The organism is Pseudomonas sp. Marseille-Q5299, from assembly GCF_943737035.1.
GTDB lineage: Bacteria > Pseudomonadota > Gammaproteobacteria > Pseudomonadales > Pseudomonadaceae > Aquipseudomonas > Aquipseudomonas putida_E.
This window is the reverse complement of the sequence record NZ_CALSFR010000008.1, coordinates 235,430-259,692: the sequence shown is the minus strand read 5'-3', so window position 1 is coordinate 259,692 and position 24,263 is coordinate 235,430. Positions and strand designations below refer to the sequence as shown.

Sequence of the window (24,263 nt, the reverse complement as noted above, 5' to 3'; positions counted from 1 at the left end):
TATTCAGGCTATGTGGCGGACAGTGTAACACCGGTGGTGGAACATCGGCCTTTAGGCCCCTGTGGAGCGGCCTTGCGCCGCGAAAGGGCCGCAAAGCGGCCCCAACAATCTCATGCCAATCCCAATTCACCCCAGATCCGCCGCACCTCGCGACGCTCATCGGCAAACTGCGCCGCATCGATCACCCCGGCCTGCTTCTGCAGGGCCTGGCGGTGCGAGGCTGAGCGAAACGCCTTGTACACTTCACGCAACAACACCGCATCGCTGGCCGGCATCAAGCCCGCCTGCTCCAGCTCTTCCAGAATGCGAATGTTATCGGTCCAGCGCAGTATGGCCGGATGGTCGTGGGACCAGGCCAAAGCGGCGTATTGCACCATAAATTCGATATCGACGATACCGCCGGCATCCTGCTTGATATCGAACGCCACGCCTGCATCGAAGGCATTGGCCGCAGTGCCCGCGGCGGTGGCCTTGGTGCCGAGGTTGTCACGCATCTTGGCGCGCATTTCGCTGACCTCGCTGCGCAGCTTGTCCAGGTCACGGGCCTGGCCCAGAACCTTGGCGCGCACACCCTCGAACGCTGTCGCCACCTGCTTGCAGCCCACCAGCACGCGGGCGCGCACCAGGGCCTGATGCTCCCAGGTCCAGGCTTCGTTCTGCTGGTAGCGCTCGAACGCGCCCAGCGAGCTGACCAGCAGCCCCGCCGCGCCCGAAGGCCGCAAACGCATGTCGACGTCATACAGCTGGCCGGAGTTGGTTTGCGTGGTCAGCAAATGGATGATGCGCTGGCCCAGGCGCGTGAAGAACTGCGCGCTGTCGATCGGCTTGGCGCCATCGGTTTCCGCCTGCGGGTCGCCGTCGTGGATGAACACCAGGTCCAGGTCCGAGCCGTGGCCCAGTTCAAGGCCGCCCACCTTGCCGTAGCCGAGGATGATGAACCCCGGGTCGCACAGGCTGCCGTCGCTGCGCTTGGGCTGGCCGTGGCGCGCCACGGTCTGGCGCCAGGCCAGGGCCAGCACCTGGTCGAGAATGGCTTCGGCCAGCCAGGTCAGGTAATCACTGACTTTCATCAACGGCAGGTTGCCGCTGATTTCGGAGGCTGCCACGCGCAGGCTGTGGGCCAGCTTGAAGTGGCGCAAGGCCTCCATCTGTTGTTCAAGATCGTCCTCGGGGATGCGCGTCAGCCGCTCGCGCAGCTCGGCGGCCAGCTCCGGCGCCAGCGGCGGGCTGAACAGGCGGCCTTCATTGAGCAACTCATCGAGCAGCAATGGGTAACGGGCGATCTGCTCGGCGATCCACGGGCTGGCGGCACACAGGGTCAGCAGGCGGCGCAAGGCCCCCGGGTTTTCAGTCAGCAGCACCAGGTAGGCCGACCGCCGCGCCACAGCTTCGACCAGCGGCAGTACACGTTCCAGCACCAGGTCCGGGTTGTCATGTTCCACCGCCTGGGCCAGCAGGCGTGGGATGAAGGCATCCAGGCGCTCACGGCCGATACGCTGCATCGAGCGCAACTGGGGGCTGGCACGCAGCCCCGCCAATCTGCGCAAGGCTTCGGCGGGTTGCTTGAAACCGGCCTCTTCCAGCTGGCGGCCGGCGGCTTCCTCATCCTGCGCCTGCTCCCACAAGGGCGACCACTCGCCGCCAACCACCAGGTCACCCTCGCCCTCATCTTCATCCGGGTCGGCGATGACCTGGCGGAAGTGCCAATCGACACGGCCGCGCCAGTGCATCAACTGGTCGTGGAAGCTCTGCCAGCCGCTAAAGCCGAGCATATAGGCCACGCGCTCACGGTCGGTCTCGTCATCAGGCAGCATCTGTGTCTGGCGGTCGGCAATGGCCTGGATGGCATGCTCGGTATAGCGCAGGAACTCATACCCTTCACGCAGCTCCGCCACCACCGCCGGCGGCAGGTAGCCTTGGCCCTCCAGGGTCGCCAGCACTTTCAGCAATGGCCGCTGCTGCAGGCTCAGGTCACGCCCGCCATGGATCAGCTGGAAGGCCTGGGCGATGAACTCCACTTCACGAATACCACCGGCGCCAAGCTTGATGTTCTCGGACATGCCCTTGCGCCGCACCTCCTGCTGGATCAGCTGCTTCATGGTACGCAGCGCTTCGATCGCCGAGAAATCCAGGTAACGCCGGTACACGAACGGGCGCAGCATCTCCTGCAGTTGCGCGCCTGCCGCCTGGTCGCCGGCCACCACCCGCGCCTTGATCATCGCGTAGCGTTCCCAGTCGCGGCCTTGGTCCTGGTAGTACTGCTCCAGGGCATTGAAACTGAGCACCAGCGAACCGGCCGAGCCGTAGGGGCGCAGGCGCATGTCGACGCGGAACACGAAGCCATCGACGGTGACCGGGTCGAGCGCCTTGATCAGGCGCTGACCCAGGCGGGTGAAGAACTCCTGATTGTCCAGCGAGCGCTTGACCCCTTCGGTCTCACCGCCTTCGGGGAAGGCGAAGATCAGGTCGATATCCGATGACAGGTTGAGCTCGACCGCCCCCAGCTTGCCCATGCCCAGCACCACCATATGCTGCGGTTCACCGCTGCGGTTGCCGATCGGCGTACCGAACTGCTGGCAGTGGCGCGGATACAGCCATTGATAAGCTTCGTCGATCGCCGCGTCAGCAAGGTCGGACAGGTCGCGACAGGTTTCGCCCAGTTCGGCCTGGCGGGTGATATCACGCCAGATGATGCGCAACTGCTGGCGGTTGCGCTCGCGGCGCAGGTTGCGTGCCAGCTCTTCTTCACTCGACGCCGCCTGGGCCGCTGCCGCGATCTGCCCACGCAGCTCGCCCGGCGCATATCGGCGGTCCATCTCGCCGCTGGCCAGCAGGGCAAACAGCATCGCCGGCTCACGCTGGGCCAGGCCGAGCACGAAGTCGCTGGCGGCGGCCACCTGGTCGAACTGGTGCTGGTGAGCCGGGCTCCAGGCGGTCGGATCGAGCGCCGGGTGGCTGCTCAGGGCATCGAGCAGAAACTGCCGATTACGGGCGACCAGCGGTTGCAGGGAGGCAGGCAGTTCGAGCGGCAAAGGCAGGCGCATGGTCTATCCTTGATCGGCGTGAAAGTGAGAGTAAAAAGCGGCCACGAGGAAACCGGACCCCGGTTGGACTGTCGTACAAAAGTTGGAAATAGCTGAAAAAAACGAATCATTGGCATGAAACATCAAGAATCACCCGCTCGCAGCACAACGCCAACCAACATGAACGTTTTTCCTCACAAGCCAAGGTGCGACCAAACGTCGCATTTGTGTAGTTTTACTACTACCCCGACCGTGCAAAAGCATGAAATGCGAAAGCAAATGTAGTAAAACTACACGCCGCCGGGTCACACTCCGGTAATCCAAGAATTCACGACGTCTGCCCATAAGGCCAGTCGCAAACTCAGGCCCCCGATTCTGGTGGCCTTTCCGCCCTGGAGCAAGCCATGCAAGACCTCGATCCAATCGAAACCCAGGAATGGCTGGATGCCCTGGAGTCGGTCCTCGACAAAGAAGGCGAAGACCGCGCTCATTACCTGATGACCCGCATGGGCGAGCTGGCCACCCGCAGTGGCTCCCAGCTGCCATACGCGATCACCACGCCATACCGCAACACCATCCCTGTCACCCACGAAGCACGCATGCCTGGCGACCTGTTCATGGAACGCCGCATTCGCTCGATGGTGCGTTGGAACGCGCTGGCCATGGTGATGCGCACCAACCTGAAGGATTCGGACCTGGGCGGCCACATCTCCAGCTTCGCCTCCAGTGCCACCCTGTATGACATCGGCTTCAACTACTTCTTCCAGGCCCCGACCGAAGAGCACGGCGGCGACCTGATCTTCTTCCAGGGCCACGCTTCGCCAGGCGTTTACGCCCGTGCCTTCATGGAAGGCCGCATCAACGAAGAGCAGATGAACAACTTCCGTCAGGAAGTGGACGGCAAAGGCCTGTCTTCGTACCCGCACCCATGGCTGATGCCTGACTTCTGGCAGTTCCCGACCGTTTCCATGGGCCTGGGCCCGATCCAGGCGATCTACCAGGCGCGCTTCATGAAGTACCTGGAAGCCCGTGGCTTCATTCCGGCCGGCAAGCAGAAGGTCTGGTGCTTCATGGGCGACGGCGAGTGCGACGAGCCGGAATCCCTCGGTGCCATCGCCCTGGCAGGCCGCGAGAAGCTGGACAACCTGATCTTCGTCATCAACTGCAACCTGCAGCGCCTCGACGGCCCGGTTCGCGGCAACGGCAAGATCATCCAGGAACTCGAAGGCGTGTTCCGTGGCGGCGGCTGGAACGTCAACAAAGTCGTCTGGGGCCGCTTCTGGGACCCACTGCTGGCCAAGGACACCAACGGTGCCCTGCAGCGCCGCATGGACGAAGTCATCGACGGCGAGTACCAGAACTACAAAGCCAAAGACGGCGCGTACGTTCGTGAGAACTTCTTCAACACGCCAGAGCTCAAGGCCATGGTCGAAGACCTGTCCGACGACGAGATCTGGAAGCTCAACCGTGGCGGTCACGACCCGTACAAGGTCTATGCGGCCTACCACCAGGCGGTCAACCACAAAGAGCAACCGACTGTCATCCTGGCCAAGACCATCAAGGGTTACGGCACCGGTGCTGGCGAAGCCAAGAACACCGCGCACAACACCAAGAAGGTCGACGTCGACAGCCTGCGCCACTTCCGTGACCGCTTCGACATCCCGGTCAAGGATGCCGACCTTGAAAGCCTGCCGTTCTACAAGCCCGAAGAAGGTTCGGCCGAAGCCAAGTACCTGGCCGAGCGCCGCGCAGCCCTGGGTGGCTTCGTACCGCAGCGCCGTGCCAAGAGCTTCAGCGTGCCGACCCCGCCTCTGGAAACGCTGAAAGCGATCCTGGACGGCTCGGGCGACCGCGAAATCTCCACCACCATGGCCTTCGTGCGTATCCTCGCGCAGCTGGTCAAGGACAAGGACATCGGCCAGCGCATCGTGCCGATCATCCCGGACGAAGCCCGTACCTTTGGTATGGAAGGCATGTTCCGCCAGCTGGGCATCTACTCGTCGGTCGGCCAGCTCTACGAGCCAGTCGATAAAGACCAGGTGATGTTCTACCGCGAAGACAAGAAGGGCCAGATCCTCGAGGAAGGCATCAACGAAGCCGGCGCCATGTCGTCGTTCATCGCTGCCGGTACCTCGTACAGCTGCCACAACCAGCCGATGCTGCCGTTCTACATCTTCTACTCGATGTTCGGCTTCCAGCGTATCGGCGACCTGGCCTGGGCCGCTGGCGACAGCCGCACCCGTGGTTTCCTGATCGGCGGTACCGCCGGCCGTACCACCCTCAACGGTGAAGGCCTGCAGCACGAAGACGGTCACAGCCACATGATGGCGGGCACCATCCCGAACTGCCGCACCTATGATCCGACCTACGGCTACGAGCTGGCGGTGATCATCCAGGACGGCATGAAGAAGATGACCGAAGAACAACAGGACATCTTCTACTACATCACCGTGATGAACGAATCCTACCAGCAGCCAGCCATGCCGGCCGGTGTCGAGGAAGGCATCATCAAGGGCATGTACCTGCTCGAAGAAGACACCCGCGAAGCCGCGCACCACGTTCAGCTGATGGGCTCCGGCACCATCCTGCGCGAAGTCCGCGAGGCCGCGAAGATCCTGCGTGAAGAGTTCAACGTCGGTGCCGACGTGTGGAGCGTCACCAGCTTCAACGAGCTGCGTCGCGACGGCCTGGCCGTGGAACGCGCCAACCGCCTCAAGCCTGGCCAGAAGCCTCAGCAGACTTACGTCGAAGAGTGCCTGGCCGGTCGCAAAGGCCCGGTCATCGCCTCCACCGACTACATGAAGCTGTTCGCCGAACAGATTCGCCAGTGGGTGCCGAGCAAAGAGTTCAAAGTCCTGGGTACCGATGGCTACGGTCGCAGCGACAGCCGCAAGAAGCTGCGTCACTTCTTCGAAGTCGACCGTCACTTCGTGGTGCTGGCTGCCCTGGAAGCCTTGGCTGACCGTGGCGAGATCGAACCGAAGGTGGTGGCCGACGCCATCGTCAAGTTCGGCATCGATCCGGACAAGCGCAACCCACTGGACTGCTGAGGAGTATTTTTAAGTGAGCGAACTCATTCGCGTACCTGACATCGGCAGCGGTGAAGGTGAAATCATCGAGCTGTTCGTCAAGGTCGGTGACCGTATCGAGGCTGACCAGAGCCTGCTGACCCTGGAGTCCGACAAGGCCTCCATGGAAATCCCGGCCCCCAAGGCCGGTGTCATCAAGGAACTGAAGGTCAAGCTGGGCGATCGCCTGAAAGAAGGCGACGAGTTGCTGGTCCTGGAAGCCGAAGGCGCCGCTGCGGCGCCCGAGGCTCCAGCCGCCGCACCTGCCCCGGCCGCAGCTGCGGCTGCTGCTGAAAAGCCGGCTGCCGAAGCCGCCCCTGCGCCGGCTGCAGCCCCTGCTGCCGCCAGCGTGCAGGACATCCACGTGCCGGACATCGGCTCGTCGGGCAAGGCCAAGATCATCGAAGTACTGGTCAAGGTCGGCGACACCGTCGAAGCCGACCAGTCGCTGATTACCCTGGAGTCTGACAAGGCCTCCATGGAGATCCCTTCGCCCGCCGCTGGCGTGGTCAAGGAAGTGATCGCCAAGCTGGACGACGAAGTCGGCACTGGTGACCTGATCATCAAGCTGGAAGTCGCCGGCGCCGCCGCGCCTGCTGCGCCAGCGCCTGCCGCTGCTGCCCCGGCCAAGGCTGAGGCTGCTCCGGCCGCCGCGCCTGCTGCCGCTGCCCCAGCTGCTGCCCCTGCACCGGTCGCTACCGCACCGGCTGCCGGCAGCAACGCCAAGGTTCATGCAGGCCCTGCTGTTCGCCAGCTGGCCCGCGAGTTCGGCGTAGAGCTGGGCGCGGTCACCGCGACCGGTCCGCACGGCCGCATCCTGAAAGAAGACGTGCAGGTCTACGTCAAGTCGGTCATGCAGAAGGCCAAGGACGCACCGGCAGCTGCTGGCGCGACCGGCGGCGCCGGCATCCCGCCGATCCCGGTGGTGGACTTCAGCAAGTTCGGTGAAGTGGAAGAAGTGGCAATGACCCGCCTGATGCAGGTCGGTGCCGCCAACCTGCACCGCAGCTGGCTGAACGTGCCGCACGTGACCCAGTTCGACTCCGCCGACATCACCGAGCTGGAAGCCTTCCGCGTTGCGCAGAAGGCCGTGGCCGAGAAGGCTGGCGTCAAGCTGACCGTGCTGCCACTGCTGCTCAAGGCCTGCGCCTTCCTGCTCAAGGAACTGCCGGACTTCAACAGCTCGCTGGCGCCAAGCGGCAAAGCCGTGATCCGCAAGAAGTACGTGCACATCGGCTTTGCCGTGGACACCCCGGACGGCCTGCTGGTCCCTGTGATCAAGAACGTCGACCAGAAGAGCCTGCTGCAACTGGCTGCCGAAGCCGCGGCCCTGGCCGAGAAGGCGCGTACCAAGAAGCTGTCGGCTGACGACATGCAGGGCGCCTGCTTCACCATCTCCAGCCTCGGCCACATTGGCGGTACCGGCTTCACGCCGATCGTCAACGCGCCCGAAGTGGCGATCCTCGGTGTGTCCAAGGCAACCATGCAGCCCGTCTGGGATGGCAAAGCCTTCCAGCCCAAGCTGATGTTGCCGCTGTCGCTGTCCTACGATCACCGTGTGATCAACGGCGCAGCCGCCGCGCGCTTCACCAAGCGCCTGGGCGACGTGCTGGCGGATATCCGCACCATGCTGCTGTAACACGCAGCCAGCCTGCCCTCCTTCAAGGGGGCAGGTACCTTTTTCGAGCTGCCACGCTCGTACCTCAACCCCGCCAATTGGCGGGGCTTTTTTTGCCTGCAGCGGCCCCCGTTTTTCAGCAGCCCTAAGGATTCCCGCCCCGCAGCCGAAAACATATACATGACATCCCTCATGGCCGCTTGCCAGCCTCCGGGACATGATGCAACCTTGCCAGATGCGCCGCCGCCCAGGCCGCGTCACCCTCTTCAAGCGAGTCTTCGATGAAAAGCCAACCCGATGCCGCCAGCCGTGTGGCGGCCGAGGTCGTCACGCAGCTTCCCGTGCCTTCACGGCTCGGCATGCTGCGTTTCGAAAGGCTCAACGAAGCCACCTGGGCAATGCTTTACCTGGACCCGGCCTGCGAACGCCAGTTCGGCCTGCAGGCCTCCCAGCTGTGCGCGCTGATCGATTCGCCGTACGCCAGCCTGATGGAGCCTGAAGCCCGCTACCGGCTGCACGACGAGATCCAGCGGCAACTGAGCACTCGCGGCTACTATCGTGTGCGCTACACCCTGCACGCCCAGCCGCGCTCGCTGCGTCTGCTCGAAGCGGGTGAAGCCTACAAGCAGCACAATCGCCAGCTGTTACGCGGCTTTCTGACGGTACTCGACGACCAGCCTGAAGACGCTGTCGAAGTGGACGCCGACGACCTCGAATCGCGCAACAGCCGCCTGCAACTTGCCCTGCAACTCAACCAGCGCGCCCAGCAGGAGCAGTTGGAACACCTTGAGCGCGTACGCAGCCAGCAGGACCTGATCCTGCGCCTCGCCCGCCAGCGCTACAGCGCGGAAAACTCGCTGCTCGAAGCCGCCCAACTGATTACCCGCAGCGCCTGCGAGATCTACAAGGTGGACTGCGCCAGCATCTGGCATCTGGAAGACCAACGCCTGGAGCCGATCAGCGCCTGGTTGCGCAATGAGCAAGTGCATCGCCTGCCCGAAGCGATCGATGCCAGCCGCTTCCCCGATTACCTCGACGCCCTGCACGCCAGCCGCGCCATCGATGCCCACAACGCCAACCACGACCCGCGCACCCGTGAACTGGCCGAGAGCCTGTACGCCGACAACAATGCCATGCTCGATGCCAGTATCCGCGTCGATGGCCAGGTGGTTGGTGTGCTGTGCCTGGAGCAGACTGGCCAGCCGCGGGCCTGGCAGTCGGACGAAATCGCCTTTGCCGGTGAGTTGGCCGACCAGTTCGCCCAGGTCATCACCAACCATAACCGGCGTACCGCCGCCAGCGCCCTGCACCTGTTCCAGCGTGCGGTGGAGCAAAGCGCCAGCGCCTTCCTGCTGGTGAACCGCGACGGCGTGGTGGAGTACGTCAACCCCAGCTTCACCGCGATCACCCAGTACAGCACCGATGAGGTGCAAGGCCACCACCTGGCAGAGTTGCCGGCGCTGGAGAACCTCAGCGAACTGCTGTTCGATACCCCGTCGAGCCTGGCCATGGGCAACAGCTGGCAGGGCGAATTCAAAAGCCGGCGCAAGAACCTTGAGCCCTACTGGGGCCAGCTGTCGATTTCCAAGGTGTATGGCGACAACCGTGAGCTGACCCATTACATCGGCATCTACGAAGACGTCACCCAGACCAAGTTGGCCCAGCAACGCATCGAGCGCCTGGCCTACACCGACAACCTGACCAACCTGGGCAACCGCCCGGCGTTCATCCGCAGCCTTGACGAGCGCTTCGCCCGCGATGCCCAGAGCCCGATCTGCCTGCTGCTGGTGGACATCGACAACTTCAAGCGGATCAACGACAGCCTTGGCCACCAGACCGGTGACAAGCTGCTGATCAGCCTGGCCCGGCGCCTGCGCAACAGCCTCAGCGTTGGCGGCGTGCTGGCCCGCTTTGCCAGTAATGAATTCGCCGTGCTGCTCGACGACACCAGCCTGGAAGACGGCCAGGGCGTCGCCCAGCAACTGCTGCGCACCCTCGACAAGCCGATGTTCGTCGACAACCAGCTGATCAACGTCACCGCCTCGGTTGGCCTGGCCTGTGCGCCGCTGCACGGCAGTGACCCGACCACCCTGATGAAGAATGCCGGCCTGGCCCTGCACAAGGCCAAGGCCAACGGCAAGCACCAGGTGCAGGTATTCACCGAAGTGCTCAATGCCGAAGCCAGCTACAAGCTGTTCGTCGAGAACAACCTGCGCCGCGCCTTGACCCAGAACGAGCTGGAGGTGTTCTACCAGCCCAAGCTGTGCCTGCGCAGCGGCCGCCTGCTGGGGCTGGAAGCACTGCTGCGCTGGAACCACCCCGAGCGCGGCATGATCCGCCCGGACCAGTTCATCAGCGTGGCCGAAGAAACCGGCCTGATCATCCCCATCGGCAAGTGGGTGGTGCGCCAGTCGTGCCGCATGAGCCAGCAACTGCGCGAGGCCGGCATGGGCAACCTGCACGTGGCCATCAACCTGTCGCCCAAGCAGTTCTCCGACCCCGACCTGGTGGCTTCGATCGCCTCGATCCTCCACGAGGAAGCCCTGCCTGCGCACCTGCTGGAGCTGGAGCTGACCGAGGGCCTGCTGCTGGAAGCGACCGAGGACACCCACCGTCAGCTCGACGAACTGAAGGCATTGGGCCTGACCCTGGCCATGGATGACTTCGGCACCGGTTATTCGTCGCTGAGCTACCTGAAGAAATTCCCGATCGACATCATCAAGATCGACCGCAGCTTCATCAACGAAATCCCCGACAACCAGGACGACATGGAGATCACCTCGGCGGTGGTAGCCATGGCCCACAACCTCAAGCTCAAGGTGGTGGCAGAAGGGATCGAGACGCCCGAGCAACTGGCCTTCCTGCGCCGGCACCGTTGCGATGTGGGCCAGGGGTATCTGTTCGACCGGCCGATCCCGGGCCGGGAGCTGGCCGAAAGACTCAAGCGCTATCCGCGCGGTCCAATGGCCTGACAGCTGCGTAATCCTCGGGCACTATAGAACCCATTCGGGCCTCATCTCCGGCAAGCCGGCGATGAGGCCAACACCTGTCCAACTGAAAAACACAGAGGAACGGCCATGGTCCTGCGTTCGGAAATCCTGGTGAACAAAAACGTCATGCCAACCGCGGAGCAGGCCCTGCCTGGCCGCGAAACGCCAATGTCCCTGCCCGAGTTCCACTACGTATTCAAAGACACCCCACTGCTCGGCCCGTTCTTTGAAGGCAGCATCGACTTCGCCATCTTCGGCCTGGGTTGCTTCTGGGGCGCCGAGCGCCGCTTCTGGCAGCGTGAAGGCGTGGTCAGCACCGTGGTCGGCTATGCGGGCGGCTTTACCCCGAACCCCACCTACGAAGAAGTCTGCTCGGGCCTGACCGGCCACACTGAAGTGGTACTCGTGGTGTTCGACAAGGACAAGGTCAGCTACCGCGAGTTGCTGGCGATGTTCTGGGAACTGCACAACCCGACCCAGGGCATGCGCCAGGGCAACGACGTCGGCACCCAGTACCGCTCGGCCATCTACTGCACCTCGCCACAACAGCTCGAAGAAGCCAACGCCAGCCGCGACGCCTTCCAGGCCGAGCTGAACAAGGCCGGTTACGGCGAGATCACCACCGAAATCGACCAGGCGCCGACCGTGTACTTCGCCGAGGCCTACCACCAGCAGTACCTGGCCAAGAACCCGGACGGCTACTGCGGTATCGGCGGCACCGGCGTGTGCCTGCCACCCAGCCTGCAAGGCAACTGAGCCATGAGCACGATGACCCTGTTCCACTCACCGCTGTCGCCATTCGTGCGCAAGGTGATGGTCGTGCTGCACGAAACCGGGCAGCTTGAGCGCGTTGCGCTGCAGGGGGTGAACATTACCCCGGTCAGCGGCGACGACCAGCTCAACCACGGCAACCCGATCGGCAAGATCCCGGCCCTGCGCCTGGAAGACGGCACTGTGTTGCATGACAGCCGGGTTATCTGCGAATACCTCGACCTGCAGCATGTCGGCCTGCCGTTGCTGCCGCGCGAGGGCTCGGCACGCTGGCGGCGCATGACGCTGGTATCGCAGGCGGATGCGATCATGGATGCGGCGGTTTCCAGCCGCTATGAGAGCGTCCTGCGGCCTGAGGACAAGCGCTGGGACGGCTGGCTTGAAGCGCAGAGCGAGAAAATCCGCCGCAGCCTGGCCAACCTGGAGCAGGAGCACCTGGCAGAGCTGATATCCGGCTTTGATCTGGCCGCAATTGGCGTGGCCTGTGCGCTTGGGTACCTGGACCTGCGTCAGCCTGGTTTTGGCTGGCGTGAGCGCCAGCCCGGGTTGGCAGCCTGGTATGCCGAGGTGGCCAAGCGGCCGTCGATGGTCGCCACAGCACCAGACACCTGATACACCGCAATCGCCGGCAAGCCGCCCCCCACAAGGAGGGAGCCGGCTTCCCGGCGATTGGGCCGCAAGGCAACCCTCGGCCTCAGCGGGGTATCACAGGAAACAACTGCCCAATCCTGCGAGCCAGCCACCGCCCGATCTCTCTGTCCTCCCTCATGCCGCCCTCCCCACCCGCGCCCAGTCCAGGCGACGGGTCAGCACCATGAACACACCCAGCAAGCCAAAGCACAGCAGCGACCCCATCAACAGCGCATAGTCCTCGGCACTGAGCAGCCCATAGAGCATCGCGTACAACACCGCCAACCCCGCCGCAAAACCCACCCCACGCACCAGGCTGCGCAATACGTGGCTCAGGTAGAAGCCGAGCAGCAACACGCAGGCCGAGGCCGACAGGCCATATGCCAGGCCAAACCCGATGTGCTCGGACAACGAAAGCAGCAGCAGGTAGAAGAACGCCAGGGCCACCCCCACCAGGATGTACTGCACCGGGTGCACACTGAGGTTCTTCAGCACCTCGAACAGGAAGAAACCGGCAAAGGTCAGGGCGATGAACAACAACGCGTATTTGATCGCCCGCTCACTCTTGAGGTATTGGTCCACCGGGTCGATGAAGCTTACCCCGAAGGTCCGCTCGCTGAACTCCGCACACTGCCCGCCGCTGGCACATTGGCGCAGGGCATCTTCGAGGTTGGTGGCGAAGAATGACGTCTGCCAGTGCGCGCTGAAGCCTTTGTCGTCGATTTCGCGGCGGTTGGGCAGGTAACTGCCAACGAAGCTGGGGTGCGGCCAGTTGGCGCGCATGTCCACGCTGCTGGTGCGGCCCACTGGCAACAGGTGCAGTTGCCCGGTGCCTTGCAGTGCCAGATCGAAACCGTAGTTGAACCCGCGGGCCTGCTGGCCATCCAGTTGCGGCAGCGCGACGTGCACGCCACTGCGCAGCCAGTCCAGCCCGGTACCGGCTTCAAACGCCAGGCGCTGGTTATCGATGTTGAGTTCCAGGGCATTTTCAATGCCGCGGATGTCGCTGATGCCAACCACCAGAAACGGCTTGTCGAAGCGGTAGTCATCGAAGTCCTTGTCGATGCCCCAGCGCTCCGGCAGCTGGAAACGCCCCGAAAGACGCCCTTGGGCATGGAACAGCCGCGCCTGGTAGATACCCCGCTTACGCAGTTCGGTGTCCACCCCTAGGTCTGCATCGAAGGTTTCCGGGAGGAAGTACAAGTGGCCGGCGATAGTGCTGGTCTCCTGCACGCTCTGGCCGTCCTTGTCGATCCAGCGGCGCTGCACCTTGCGGTACGGCACCACCAGCAGCGGGCCACTGATCTGCTGGTCGAAACTGGCGCTACGGGCGATGTCGTGCAACACACCGTCGCGCAGGTTCTGGCGCTCGTCGATCAGGTTGTCGATCATCAACAGGGGAATCAGCAACAGTAAAATCAGCAGGGCAATGGTGCCGAGCTTGAAACCGAGGGTCTTGTTCATGGGGCCTCCTGTGGCAGTGGGCGCAGTGTCTGCGCCCTGCGTGGAGGCCTTGGGGAGATTGTGTGGAGATTCGGTGTTTTTTGGGGCAACGCAGCGGCCCCGACAACCTCAGCTTATGCGCTGCTCCGGCAGCCAAAGCCTGACGCGTACCCCGCCATCGACGTTGTTCACCGCCAGCGCCCCGCCATGCAGTTGCATCACCTCGGCCACGAAGTTCAACCCCAGCCCGGTACTCTTGCGCCCACTCCCCGGCCGCGGCAGCGAATAGAAACGCTCGGCAACCCGGCCGATGGCGTAGGCGGGTATCGCCTCCCCCTGATTGAACAGGCTCAGCGCCACACGCTCACCATCGCGCTCCAGCTCGAACAGCAGCGCGCCGCCCGGCGGGGTGAAATCCAGCGCATTGTCGAGCAGGTTGGCCAATGCCTGGCGCATGAGAAACGGATCGCACAGCAGCCACAACCCCGCCGGCACCCGCTGGCGCACCTGCAAGCCGCTTGCGTCGATGCGGGCGGCATGCGCCAGCAGCAGCTCATCGACCAACGCCGCCAAGGCAACCTGCTGCTCATCTTCCAGCGCCTGCATCTGCTCGACCCGCGCCAGGTTGAGCAACCGCTCGATCATCTGCTGCAGCCGCTCGCTTTCGCGCTCGATGTTGCCGGCAAAACGCGCCCGCTGCTCGGCCGGCATATCACCCTGGAGCAATTCAGACGCACCGCGGATAGCCGCCAAAGGGCTCTTCAACTCGTGGGTCAGGGTATGCACGTAGCGTTCGACATACGCCTTGCCCTCAAGCTGTGTGCGCATGCGCTCCACCGCATTGGCCAGGTGCGCCAGCTCACCGCCCTTGTAGTAAGGCAGCGCGGCGCGCTGGCCTTCGCTGACCGCCTGCGCATAGCGGGCCAGCCTGCGCAGGGAGCGGGCCAGCCACCAGGACAGCGCGGCGCCGACCAACAGGCCCATGCCGATCAGCCCCAACCCCAGGCCAAGCAAACGCTGTTCGGAACGGTCGATGTACGGCTGCAGTGAACTGTTGGGCTTGGCCACGGTGACCACGCCGATAACCTTGCCCTGGTCAACGATCGGCGCGGCCACGTGCATCACCGAGGTGCTTTCATCCTCTTCGACGCTGCGAGTGGAACGGGCACCGTATTGGCCGCGCAGCGTCAGGTACACGTCGTTCCAGCGCGAATAGTCCTTGCCCAGGTCCTGGCCGCTGGAATCGAGCAGCACGATGCCTTGGGCATCGGTAACGTAGATGCGGTGGCTGACCTGGTTTTTGGCCAGGCCCCAGATCTGCGCGCCGGGGCTGCGCAAGCCATACGCCTTGAGCACCTCAGGCAGGCGGCTCTGGGCAAGGGTGCCGGCCTTGACGTCATCGTGAAGGATCTCGGCCAGCAGGTTGGCAGTGTCTACCAGGGTTTCCTCGGAAGACTGGCGTACCACGGGGCGAATCTGCTCGCGCACCGTATTGAGCAGGAAGTAACCCGCCAAGCCGACGAACAGGAAGTACACCAGAAAGATCCGAATGCCCAGGCGCATCAGGCGTGTTCCGGGCTGTAGCTGTAACCCAGCCCACGGTGGGTCTGGATCGGTTCGGCATGGGCAGCCACCTGCCGCAGCTTGGCGCGCAGGCTCTTGATATGGCTGTCGATGGTGCGCTCGTAACCCACGTCGGAGGCCACTCCCAGCGCATCGAGCAACTGTTCGCGGCTGAATACACGCTGCGGTTGCTCCAGCAGGCATTGCAGCAAACGGAATTCGTGGCGGGTCAGGCTCAGCGGCTGGCTGCGGTAGCTGATCAGCATGCGCAGGGTGTCGAGCTGGAACACTGCCGTTTCGGCGGGTGGCTCGGCCCGTGGCGCCATGCGCTTGAGGATCGCCCGCACCCGAGCCGCCACTTCCCGCGGGCTGAAGGGTTTGACCACATAGTCGTCGGCGCCTATTTCCAGGCCTACCACCCGGTCGATTTCACCGTCCCGGGCGCTGAGGAACATGACCGGCACCTCGGTGAATCGGCGTAGCTGGCGGCAGGTGTCAAAACCACTGATGTCGGGCAGCCCGATATCGAGGATCACCAGGTCGGCCGGCCGCTGGCGCTGCTGCTCCAGGGCCGCGGTGCCCAGGGTCACCCACGCGGTGCTGTGGCCGTCGGCCTGCAGGGCGTAGATCAGGGTATCGGCGATGGCGGCTTCGTCTTCGACGATGAGAATGTGGGGCATGGCATCCGGCCTTGCTGAGGGCGAAGCTGGACATATAGGCAAGTTTCAATGAAGACGCAATCCTCTGTAGGAGCGGCCTTGTGTCGCGAAGGGGCGCGCAGCGGCCCCAATATCTGTGCTGCTGTGGATATTTTGGGGCCGCTGCGCGCCCCTTCGCGACACAAGGCCGCTCCTACATGAAGAGCGCGTCGCCCTGCGGATCAGCAGTCAGGCTTGCCCGCAGTGAAACGTTTGGCCGGGTTTACCGCAGCCTTGAACTCGCGCAACGCCTTGGCCCCCACCAGCAACGGATAGTTGAAGCTGCTGCGGTCGACCAGGTTCACTTCTACGGTGCGCTTCTCATCCCCCAGGCACAACTCAAGGTCGATTACCGGCCTGCGCGAAAGCTCGGGCGCATCGCCTTCATCGTCTTCGTCGGCGCGGTTCTTGATCTTGCTGATGCGAGAAACCTTATGCTCGTACACCTTGCCGTCGGACTCCTTGGTCGCCAGGCGGAAGCGCACCCAATCCTCGCCATCGCGCGTGAAGCGCTCGATATCCTTGGCCGACAGCGAAGCGGTGTAGGCCCCGGTGTCCATCTTGGCCTTCAGGGTTTCGCCGAGTTCAGGCAGGGAGATGTTCTCATAACGGCCGTAAAGCGTAGGTTCTGCGGCCATTACCGGCAGCGCCAACAGCGACAACAGGGCTAGCATTGGTTTCACAGGCAGGCTTCCTTGAATGGGGTCAGTGCTTAGACTGTGCAAGCAGGATAGGTTCGCTGTCACAAGGGTAAACAACATAATGTGAAACATTTGTCCGCGCCGCTGGGCATTGGACATTTGGCGTAGGCTGCGGCGCTGCTTATCATTGCCGCCCGTTCAAATCCCACAACAAGAGTTTCCCTATGCGTCGCCTGCTGACCGGCATTCTTACGACCATCCTGCTGCTGCTCAACACCGTGGTGCTGATCTGCCCGCTGCTGGTCTTCGCCCTGCTCAAACTGGTGCTGCCGGGCCGGTGGCGTGATTATGCCTCCGCTGCCGTAATGTGGGTCGCTGAAGCCTGGTCGGAAATCGACAAGGCCATTTTCGCCCTGTGCATCCCTACCCAATGGGACATCCGCGGCGTCGAGAGCCTGCGCAAGGACACCTCCTACCTGGCCGTGAGCAACCACCAGACCTGGGTAGACATCCCTGCACTGATCGAAAGCCTCAACCGCCGCACGCCGTTCTTCAAGTTTTTCCTCAAGAAGGAGCTGATCTGGGTACCGCTGCTGGGGCTGGCCTGGTGGGGCCTGGATTACCCGTTCATGAAGCGCTACAGCAAGGCGTTTCTGGAGAAGCACCCCGAGCTCAAGGGCAAGGACCTGGAAATCACTAAAGCCGCCTGCGAGCTGTTCAAGCGCCAGCCGGTGACTGTGGTCAACTACCTGGAAGGCACCCGCTTCACCGAGGCCAAACGCCAGGCACAGCAGTCGCCATACCGTTACCTGCTCAAGCCCAAGGCCGGCGGCGTGGCGTTCGTGCTGGCGGCGCTGGGCGAGCAGCTCGATGCGCTGCTGGACGTGACCATCGTTTACCCCGGCAACAAGGCTCCGGGGTTTTGGGACCTGCTCAACGGCAGCATCAGCCGGGTGATCATCGACATTCAGGTGCGAGAGCTTGACCCTGCCCTGTGGGCAGGGGATTACGAGAATGATCCGGCGTTCCGCCAGGCAGTACAGGCCTGGGTGAATCAGCTGTGGGTTGAGAAGGACCAGCGGATCGAGCAGTTGCGCGGGGAGATGGGCTGACCGCGGCCCTATAAGGCCCTCACACCGACGGCTGAGCCAAAGGCGCCGGGGTAGTCCACAGGCTGCCCAGATTTTGCAGCAATGAACCGGCAATCCCCTGCTGGCCCAGGTACTGCAAAATCAACGGCGCGAACTGCCCGATCATGCCCGTATCCATACCCAGCGCCTTGAAGGCATTGTCCAGGTCGCTGCGGTTCTCAACGTTGTTACCCAATGCATTGCTCAATGCCGACTGGTTTTGGCTGTTCTTGCCCAGCATTTCGCCCAGCCCACTCAACCCGCCCAGCATGGCGGCGCCAGACAGCAAGTCCAGCCCCGGCACAGCCTGGGTCAGCTGACCGTAGTCGTCACTGCTCAGGTTGTTGCGCGCCAGCCCCAGCATCGCCCCTGCCCCGCCCACGGCCTGTTCCGGGGTGATGTTAAGTTCGCTGCCCAGGGTGTTGAGCAGATTGGCCTGGGCCTCAGGCGCCTGCACCTGGGCTTGCTGATTCTGGTTTTGCACGGCCGACACAGCATTGGCGGCATCGCTGAGGTTGAAGGCGAACACCGGGCTTGCGGCCAGGGTCATCAGGGTTGCCAGGGTGAATGCTTTCATCGGGGGGACCTCGTAGGCCGGAATGGCCTGGGAAACGAGGCATTCGACTGAGTGTTCAGAGGTTTGTTCCGGGCCGCGCATCGGGCAGGCCCGCATCAGCCCCCGTTCAGCTGCAGGAGCGGCCTCGTGTCGCAAAAGGGCCGCAAAGCGGCCCCAGCAGCCCGACTGCCAGCCTCAGGTAATCAACGCACCCTGTTCCGGGCAATTTCGATGTCATCCATGATTGCCTTGGCAAATGCACTCAGGTAATCCGCCGCACCGAGCAGCTTGTGGTCATCCTCCATATCACCTTCGCGCACCAGGTGCTTGATGTACCCCAGCAGCACCGACACCTGTTCATAGGCGTGCTCGAACGGCACGCCCGGCATCACCCGGAAAATATGGCAAGGCTTGTCACCGGCCTCGCAGAACGTCTCGACGCCAACGGTCATGTTTGCGTGTGTGTCTTCACTCATCGTATTGCCCCCAAACCTTCACATGCGCTCAAGCGCATGCTCGATCAACGCATGTGCGGTATCGGCGCTGTGCACGGCATTGGTGAGCATGTGCACGCCCGGCTCGCCGGTATGCGCGCGGCAATACTCGCCGACGACTTCCGAAATACCCAGCAGCATCTCGCTGGCGACCGCCAAGGCCTCGGGTGGGATCAGCTCGGGGTGGATGGAGGAATAGAGGGTGTTGAACAGTTTGAGGCTGGGTGGATCGGGGACTATTTTTTTCATGACGGCTCCACATTTGTGAGCTGCCCCCTTCGTTTCCACACATTGGGCGGCAGCTGTACACGGGGTGGAAAACCAGGCATGTGGAAAACCCGGCAGGTCCGAAGACCTCCCGCGTACAGCTGCCATAACGACAACTTCCACATGACTACCGGGTTTCCACACCCGATCGCTGAACCATTCAGCGACTCGAACAGGCTAGAGGGTGAGGATTCCAGGGGCAATCAGATGGCGGTCGACAGAATGCGTAGGGTATTTCCTACTACCTCAACGAGTAAGTAGGAAATTACCCATCGCTACGTGGGCAGTTTCCGCATACCTATCATTTTTGCCAGTAGCCGCCGATCTCGCTCGCGACCAATATCCTGCTGTAGTACCAATCAGCACTAGTGATGGTCCCGGGAGGTCCTTAATGAAAAGGCAGGCGGATACTGCACAATTTTTCTACCAGAATGGAAAGCTCATCACCATCAAACAAGCTGCGCAACAGCACGCGATCTTTCGTACTGGCGAGGCTCCACTAGCAGAAAGTGATATCAAACTGGCGGGAGGCCCTGCCCTTCTAGCTATAGACCAAAGTGGCTCTGTACTGGGTAGAAGTTGCAACGGAGAACGAGAACCACTGGTGTATACCGCTTATGGGCACGACGCTGCCAACGCTAGCGCGCGCGCTATATTACGGTTCAACGGCCAGCATCCGACACCATATGGACACTACGTGCTAGGTAATGGATATCGCACCTATGACCCTGCTCTGATGCGTTTCTATGCTCCTGACGGCCTTAGCCCCTTCGCGGAGGGCGGCTTGAATTCTTACATGTATTGTAACGGTGACCCTGTAGGGAAAGTTGACCCCTCCGGCCACGTGCCTGTTTTTCTCAAGCCGTTCAGAAGTTTCTACAAGGGCATCAAAAACAAATTTTTTGGTCGCACGCCCAAATCGCAGCGCATTCCGGTTGAACAGGAAACATCACGAAAAAATAGCCCAGCGGAAACGGCAAGAAAACAAACAGAACCTTCAACAAATCCATATATACAGCAGATAGCTCGCTCTGAGCGTCAAGGCCTATTGCAACTGCAGCAATCCGACCTCCGAGATTTTAATACATACGACCTCTCAACTGTACCCGCTAAGTTATTCTCAGAAAGACTTGAAATTTTTAATAAAAGAAAACAGCGTATCCAAGATTTAACTACCAAACACAGGCTAGAGCCAGCACCACAATTTACTTCGGCTCCGCCCAATCAAGACGTATGGCCGTCCCAAACTGCCCGCGACATTCGCCACGAATAACAGCACTCGTACAATATGGCTTGCCTGCCACGCTCACCAAATCAACCATCATTACAACTCAGACCAGCGCCAGAACCAAAATCGACAATTAGATCAACAGGTGACCGAATCATGAATCAGTCCGCGAACAGCTCACTTTTTTTCTACCAAAACGGGAAGCTCGTCACCGTAAAACAGGGCAACCAGCAACGCTCCATCTTGCGCAATGACGGCATGCCCTTGGCTGAGGTTCAAACCGGCGAAACAGTTGGCACTGGGTTGCTGGCAACCGATGACAAGGGTTCCGTTCTCAACGTTCAAGATACGGAGGACCTGGAAGGCCACAACTTTTCAGCCTACGGGCATGATCCGAACTTGCCCTCGATGCGAATAACGCTTGGATTCAATGGCGAAGCTTACGTGCCAGGTGCGGCCTCCTACCTACTTGGGCTTGGATACCGCAGCTATTCTCCGCGCCTGAGACGTTTCCTGGCTGCAGACAGCTGGAGCCCATTCGGGCAGGGTGGGTTGAATGCTTACTGCTATTGCGAAGGCGACCCGGTCAACAGCAGCGACCCAAGCGGCCATGTACGTCTGTATCTGCGCAATGGCCAAATCCTGCAGACGAAGAAGAACATGGCGAGTTCAGCGGGTACTTGGATGAGACCCCCAGGGTTCGACAAATCAGCTCACCGTAAGGCGCTGATCGACTCGACACTGCAAAAGCCACGCAGGGTCCTGGCAGACAACCCTGTCAAGGAAGGCTCTACGCACGTCAGCGTGTTGGAGGTATTCCGCAACCCCGGCAGCTCAATTGAAAAAGTCCACATCAAAGCTACGGACCTAGGGACTTTCAAACGCAATCGCGCGGAAATTGGAGTGTTGATCAGGCTGCATGAAGAAGGCAACAAAGCGCCAAGCTTGGATTATCGCAGCAAGGCTGCCGAACTCATGAACCAAAACGAAGCGATTGCCAACGCCGGAGAAGCACTATGGCGAAAAAGCATGGCATCACAATCACCCGATACGGCGTGGCTAAATGATAAGAGTGTCAGTATCAGAGTGCCGCGCCCCCAATAAAGAGATGCCCTCAATAGAGGGCATCCTTATCAGAGTCAAGCCGCACTAAACGTCTTATGCGGATCAATCACAAACTTCTTCGGCACCCCGGCATCGAACTCGCCATACCCTTCTGGCGCCTGATCCAGGCTGATCACCTGCACGCCTACGACCTCGGCGATATTGATGCGATCCCACATGATCGCCTGCATCAATTGGCGGTTGTATTTCATGGTCGGGGTCTGGCCGGTGTGGAAGCTGTGCGACTTCGCCCAGCCCAGGCCAAAGCGGATGCTCAGCGCGCCGATCTTGGCGGCAGCATCCACCGCGCCCGGGTCTTCGGTCACGTACAGGCCAGGAATACCGATGTTGCCGGCAACGCGGGTCACCTGCATCAGCGAGTTCAGCACGGTAGCCGGGGCCTCGTGCTTGGCGCCTTCATGACCATGGCCACGGGCTTCGAAGCCTACGGCATCGACGGCGCAATCCACTTCAGGCTCACCGAGGATATCGATGATCTGCTCGTGCAGCGGGGTGTCCTTGGACAGGTCGACCACTTCGAAGCCCTGGGACTTGGCGTGTGCCAGGCGCAATGGGTTGAGGTCGCCGACGATGACGCAGGCAGCGCCCAGCAGGCGGGCAGAGGCGGCGGCAGCCAGGCCGACCGGGCCAGCACCTGCGACGTAAACGGTGCTGCCTGGGCCTACGCCAGCAGTCACGGCACCGTGGTAGCCGGTTGGCAGGATGTCGGACAGGCAGGTCAGGTCACGGATCTTCTCCATGGCCTTGTCGCGATCGGGCAGTTTCAGCAGGTTGAAGTCGGCATACGGTACCAGCACGTATTCAGCCTGGCCGCCGGTCCAGTCGCCCATGTCGACATAACCGTAGGCACCGCCGGCACGGGCCGGGTTGACGGTGAGGCAGACACCGGTGTGCATCTCTTTGCAGGAGCGGCAGCGGCCGCAGGCGACGTTGAACGGCACCGACACCAGGTCGCCGATTTTCAGGCGTTCGACGTCACGCCCCATCTCGACGATTTCACCGGTGATTTCGTGGCCCAGGACCAGGCCGACCTGGGCAGTGGTGCGGCCGCGGACCATGTGCTGGTCGGAGCCACAGATGTTGGTGGAGACCACCTTGAGGATGACGCCGTGCTCGATCTTCTTGCCGCGCGGGTCCTGCATCTTCGGGTAGTCGATCTTCTGCACCTCGACCTTGCCAGCGCCCAGGTACACCACTCCACGATTGCCAGACATGCTCTTACCTCGCTTGATTTGTATTTATGCAGCGTTGGTTGAAGCGCCGCCGTCCATGGGCGACATGTGTTGCTGGAATGCAGGGAATTGTGGGCTTGATGGAGCGCAAGGCACTGACTGAAAACGACAGGGGGATGCCTTTTTACGGCAGGCCAAAAGCGGGGGCCGCTTTGCGGCCCTTTCGCGACACAAGGCCGCTCCTACAGGGGACGCGAATCGCCTGTAGGAGCGGCCTTGTGTCGCGAAAGGGCTGCGCAGCAGCCCCAGAATTGTTCAGAGAACGACAGTACGGTTGGCGTTGAGAAACACCCGCCGCTCAATGTGATACCCGACCGCCCGCGCCAAGGTCAGGCATTCGATGTCACGCCCCTTGGCAATCAGGTCCTCGGGGTAATGGCTGTGATCCACCACCTCGACCCCCTGGGCAATGATCGGCCCTTCATCCAGGTCGTTGTTGATGTAGTGCGCCGTGGCACCCACCATTTTCACACCTTTGTTGTACGCCTGGTGATAAGGCTTGGCGCCCTTGAAACCCGGCAACAACGAGTGATGGATATTGATCGCCCAGCCGTCCAGGCGCCGGCACAGTTCAGGCGACAGCACCTGCATGTAGCGGGCAAGGATAACAAGCTCGGCGCCGGTCTCCTCGATCACCCCCAGCACCTTGCGCTCTTGCCCGGCCTTGTCGTTGGGGTCGAGTGCGAAGTGGTAATAGGGAATCTTGTGCCAGTGCGCCAGCGGCTCGAGGTCGGGGTGGTTGGACACCACCGCGACCACGTCCATGCCCAGTTGGCCGATGCGCTGGCGATAGAGCAAGTCGTTCAGGCAGTGGTCGGCCTTGGACACCATGATCACCACCTTGGGGCGGTGATTGGGTGCGGTCAGCTCGAACGCCATGCCGAACGCATCACCGCGCTCGGCGAGGCCGGCACGGAAACCGACCTCGTCAAAATCGTCCGGCTGGCGGAACTCGACGCGAATGAAAAAGCGCCCCGACTGCCGGTCATCGAAGGAGTGGTGCTCGGTGACGTAGCAGCGCTGCTCGAAGAGGTAACGCGTCACCACGTCGACGGTGCCGAGCATGCTCGGGCAGTCGGCGGTGAGAATCCAGGTATCCGGTGCCCGACTCATGTTGCTCTCCTTAGGCTTCGATGCTCAGGCCGTATTCGGCAGAAGCGTCCTGCAGCCACAGCCACCAGTAATCGGCGAAGCTGCGGCGAATCACCAGCTCCCAGGTGTCCTCGGCCGTGCGGCGGATCACCAGCTGCGACTTGGCGAACACGGTACCCACCGCCTTGCCGACCGGGAAGTTGTTCGGGTGAACATCATAGCTGGTGGACTTCATCAGCACTTCGCGCACGTGCGGGCCGCGCAGCTCCAGCAGGCTTTGCCCGCCGCTGACGTTGACCACCTGGATGTGCTGGCCTTCAAGGGCCGCGCGCAGCTTTTGCTCGACGGCGAACTCCTGGCCGCCAGGGACGATCAGCAGCCACTCATCAGGGCCGAGCCACTGCAGCGACATGTCGCTGTTGGCGACCACGGTCAGGGCCACTGGCAGCTCCAGGCCAAGGGCCTTGTGCACGCCTGCGGCGAACTCCGGGTCGTGGCCGTTGCCACGAAGGGTCAGGTGGCCGAGGAATTTCTTTTCACGCAGGGTTACGCCTGCGTTCTTGCGGCCCTTGCCAACCAGGCTGGCCAGGTCGGCGTGGTGCAGCGGCGACTGAGCTTTGGCGTCGGCGCCGGGGTTTTGCTGGAAGACGTTGATAGCGCTCATTTCTTACCTGCCTTGAATTCTTGGTCGTCG

The 24,263-nt window shown here is 62.1% G+C and carries 19 protein-coding genes; 8 read left to right on the top strand and 11 right to left on the bottom strand.

Annotated features, from left to right (window positions below; all coding sequences use genetic code 11):
- Window positions 1-110: 110 nt before the first annotated feature.
- Window positions 111-3,044 (bottom strand): bifunctional [glutamate--ammonia ligase]-adenylyl-L-tyrosine phosphorylase/[glutamate--ammonia-ligase] adenylyltransferase, encoded by a 2,934-nt coding sequence (glnE, locus tag NGJ21_RS22010; protein WP_115273071.1) that lies wholly within the window; start codon window positions 3,042-3,044, stop codon window positions 111-113.
- 383 nt (window positions 3,045-3,427) lie between these two features.
- Between glnE and aceE the strand changes: the two genes are divergently transcribed.
- The 5 genes from aceE (at window position 3,428) to NGJ21_RS21985 (ending at window position 12,082) form a co-directional block, all read left to right on the top strand.
- A complete protein-coding gene (aceE, locus tag NGJ21_RS22005; protein ID WP_012316622.1) occupies window positions 3,428-6,073 on the top strand; it encodes a pyruvate dehydrogenase (acetyl-transferring), homodimeric type in 2,646 nt (881 codons plus the stop codon).
- Between the two features lie 13 nt (window positions 6,074-6,086).
- Complete coding sequence (gene aceF / locus NGJ21_RS22000; RefSeq protein WP_251962671.1) at window positions 6,087-7,730, top strand: dihydrolipoyllysine-residue acetyltransferase; 1,644 nt, start codon at window positions 6,087-6,089, stop codon at window positions 7,728-7,730.
- A 260-nt stretch (window positions 7,731-7,990) separates the two neighbouring features.
- Window positions 7,991-10,681 (top strand): putative bifunctional diguanylate cyclase/phosphodiesterase, encoded by a 2,691-nt coding sequence (locus NGJ21_RS21995; RefSeq protein ID WP_119687898.1) that lies wholly within the window; start codon window positions 7,991-7,993, stop codon window positions 10,679-10,681.
- Window positions 10,682-10,786: 105 nt separating this feature from the next.
- Window positions 10,787-11,455, top strand: a complete 669-nt coding sequence (gene msrA / locus NGJ21_RS21990; RefSeq protein ID WP_046787525.1) for a peptide-methionine (S)-S-oxide reductase MsrA — start codon at window positions 10,787-10,789, stop codon at window positions 11,453-11,455.
- Window positions 11,456-11,458: 3 nt separating this feature from the next.
- Complete coding sequence (locus NGJ21_RS21985) at window positions 11,459-12,082, top strand: glutathione S-transferase (RefSeq protein WP_046787524.1); 624 nt, start codon at window positions 11,459-11,461, stop codon at window positions 12,080-12,082.
- 153 nt (window positions 12,083-12,235) lie between these two features.
- On the opposite strand, the gene creD is transcribed toward NGJ21_RS21985, so the two are convergent.
- The 4 genes from creD to rloA2 all read right to left on the bottom strand — a co-directional run bounded on the left by creD (window position 12,236) and on the right by rloA2 (window position 16,487).
- On the bottom strand, window positions 12,236-13,564 hold the full coding sequence (creD, locus tag NGJ21_RS21980) for a cell envelope integrity protein CreD (RefSeq protein ID WP_125924601.1): 1,329 nt from the start codon (window positions 13,562-13,564) through the stop codon (window positions 12,236-12,238).
- A 108-nt stretch (window positions 13,565-13,672) separates the two neighbouring features.
- Entirely contained in the window at window positions 13,673-15,106 is a 1,434-nt protein-coding gene (creC, locus tag NGJ21_RS21975; protein WP_251962670.1) for a two-component system sensor histidine kinase CreC, read from the bottom strand.
- Entirely contained in the window at window positions 15,106-15,786 is a 681-nt protein-coding gene (gene creB / locus NGJ21_RS21970; protein WP_115273075.1) for a two-component system response regulator CreB, read from the bottom strand. The genes creC and creB overlap by 1 nt, the downstream gene beginning before the upstream one ends.
- Window positions 15,787-15,986: 200 nt before the next feature.
- Window positions 15,987-16,487, bottom strand: a complete 501-nt coding sequence (rloA2, locus tag NGJ21_RS21965) for a retropepsin-like aspartic peptidase RloA2 (RefSeq protein WP_012316630.1) — start codon at window positions 16,485-16,487, stop codon at window positions 15,987-15,989.
- 182 nt (window positions 16,488-16,669) lie between these two features.
- Between rloA2 and yihG the strand changes: the two genes are divergently transcribed.
- Window positions 16,670-17,557: a 1-acylglycerol-3-phosphate O-acyltransferase, YihG family gene (gene yihG / locus NGJ21_RS21960; RefSeq protein ID WP_115273076.1), complete on the top strand. Its 888-nt coding sequence runs from the start codon at window positions 16,670-16,672 to the stop codon at window positions 17,555-17,557.
- 19 nt (window positions 17,558-17,576) lie between these two features.
- Here yihG and NGJ21_RS21955 read toward each other — a convergent pair whose 3' ends face one another.
- The 3 genes from NGJ21_RS21955 to NGJ21_RS21945 all read right to left on the bottom strand — a co-directional run bounded on the left by NGJ21_RS21955 (window position 17,577) and on the right by NGJ21_RS21945 (window position 18,874).
- Window positions 17,577-18,152: a DUF2780 domain-containing protein gene (locus tag NGJ21_RS21955; protein WP_115273077.1), complete on the bottom strand. Its 576-nt coding sequence runs from the start codon at window positions 18,150-18,152 to the stop codon at window positions 17,577-17,579.
- Window positions 18,153-18,334: 182 nt separating this feature from the next.
- Window positions 18,335-18,607 (bottom strand): DUF3077 domain-containing protein, encoded by a 273-nt coding sequence (locus tag NGJ21_RS21950; RefSeq protein WP_012316633.1) that lies wholly within the window; start codon window positions 18,605-18,607, stop codon window positions 18,335-18,337.
- Window positions 18,608-18,625: 18 nt separating this feature from the next.
- Complete coding sequence (locus NGJ21_RS21945; RefSeq protein WP_119687901.1) at window positions 18,626-18,874, bottom strand: hypothetical protein; 249 nt, start codon at window positions 18,872-18,874, stop codon at window positions 18,626-18,628.
- Between the two features lie 409 nt (window positions 18,875-19,283).
- On the opposite strand from NGJ21_RS21945, the gene NGJ21_RS21940 reads away from it, so the two are divergent.
- Complete coding sequence (locus NGJ21_RS21940; protein ID WP_119687902.1) at window positions 19,284-20,165, top strand: RHS repeat-associated core domain-containing protein; 882 nt, start codon at window positions 19,284-19,286, stop codon at window positions 20,163-20,165.
- Window positions 20,166-20,276: 111 nt separating this feature from the next.
- Complete coding sequence (locus NGJ21_RS21935; protein WP_251962669.1) at window positions 20,277-21,224, top strand: RHS repeat-associated core domain-containing protein; 948 nt, start codon at window positions 20,277-20,279, stop codon at window positions 21,222-21,224.
- 35 nt (window positions 21,225-21,259) lie between these two features.
- On the opposite strand, the gene fdhA is transcribed toward NGJ21_RS21935, so the two are convergent.
- The 3 genes from fdhA to NGJ21_RS21920 all read right to left on the bottom strand — a co-directional run bounded on the left by fdhA (window position 21,260) and on the right by NGJ21_RS21920 (window position 24,233).
- A complete protein-coding gene (gene fdhA, locus NGJ21_RS21930; RefSeq protein WP_008095899.1) occupies window positions 21,260-22,459 on the bottom strand; it encodes a formaldehyde dehydrogenase, glutathione-independent in 1,200 nt (399 codons plus the stop codon).
- Between the two features lie 273 nt (window positions 22,460-22,732).
- Window positions 22,733-23,590, bottom strand: a complete 858-nt coding sequence (purU, locus tag NGJ21_RS21925) for a formyltetrahydrofolate deformylase (RefSeq protein ID WP_012316638.1) — start codon at window positions 23,588-23,590, stop codon at window positions 22,733-22,735.
- A gap of 10 nt (window positions 23,591-23,600) precedes the next feature.
- Window positions 23,601-24,233 (bottom strand): sarcosine oxidase subunit gamma, encoded by a 633-nt coding sequence (locus NGJ21_RS21920; protein ID WP_046787515.1) that lies wholly within the window; start codon window positions 24,231-24,233, stop codon window positions 23,601-23,603.
- Window positions 24,234-24,263: the final 30 nt, after the last annotated feature.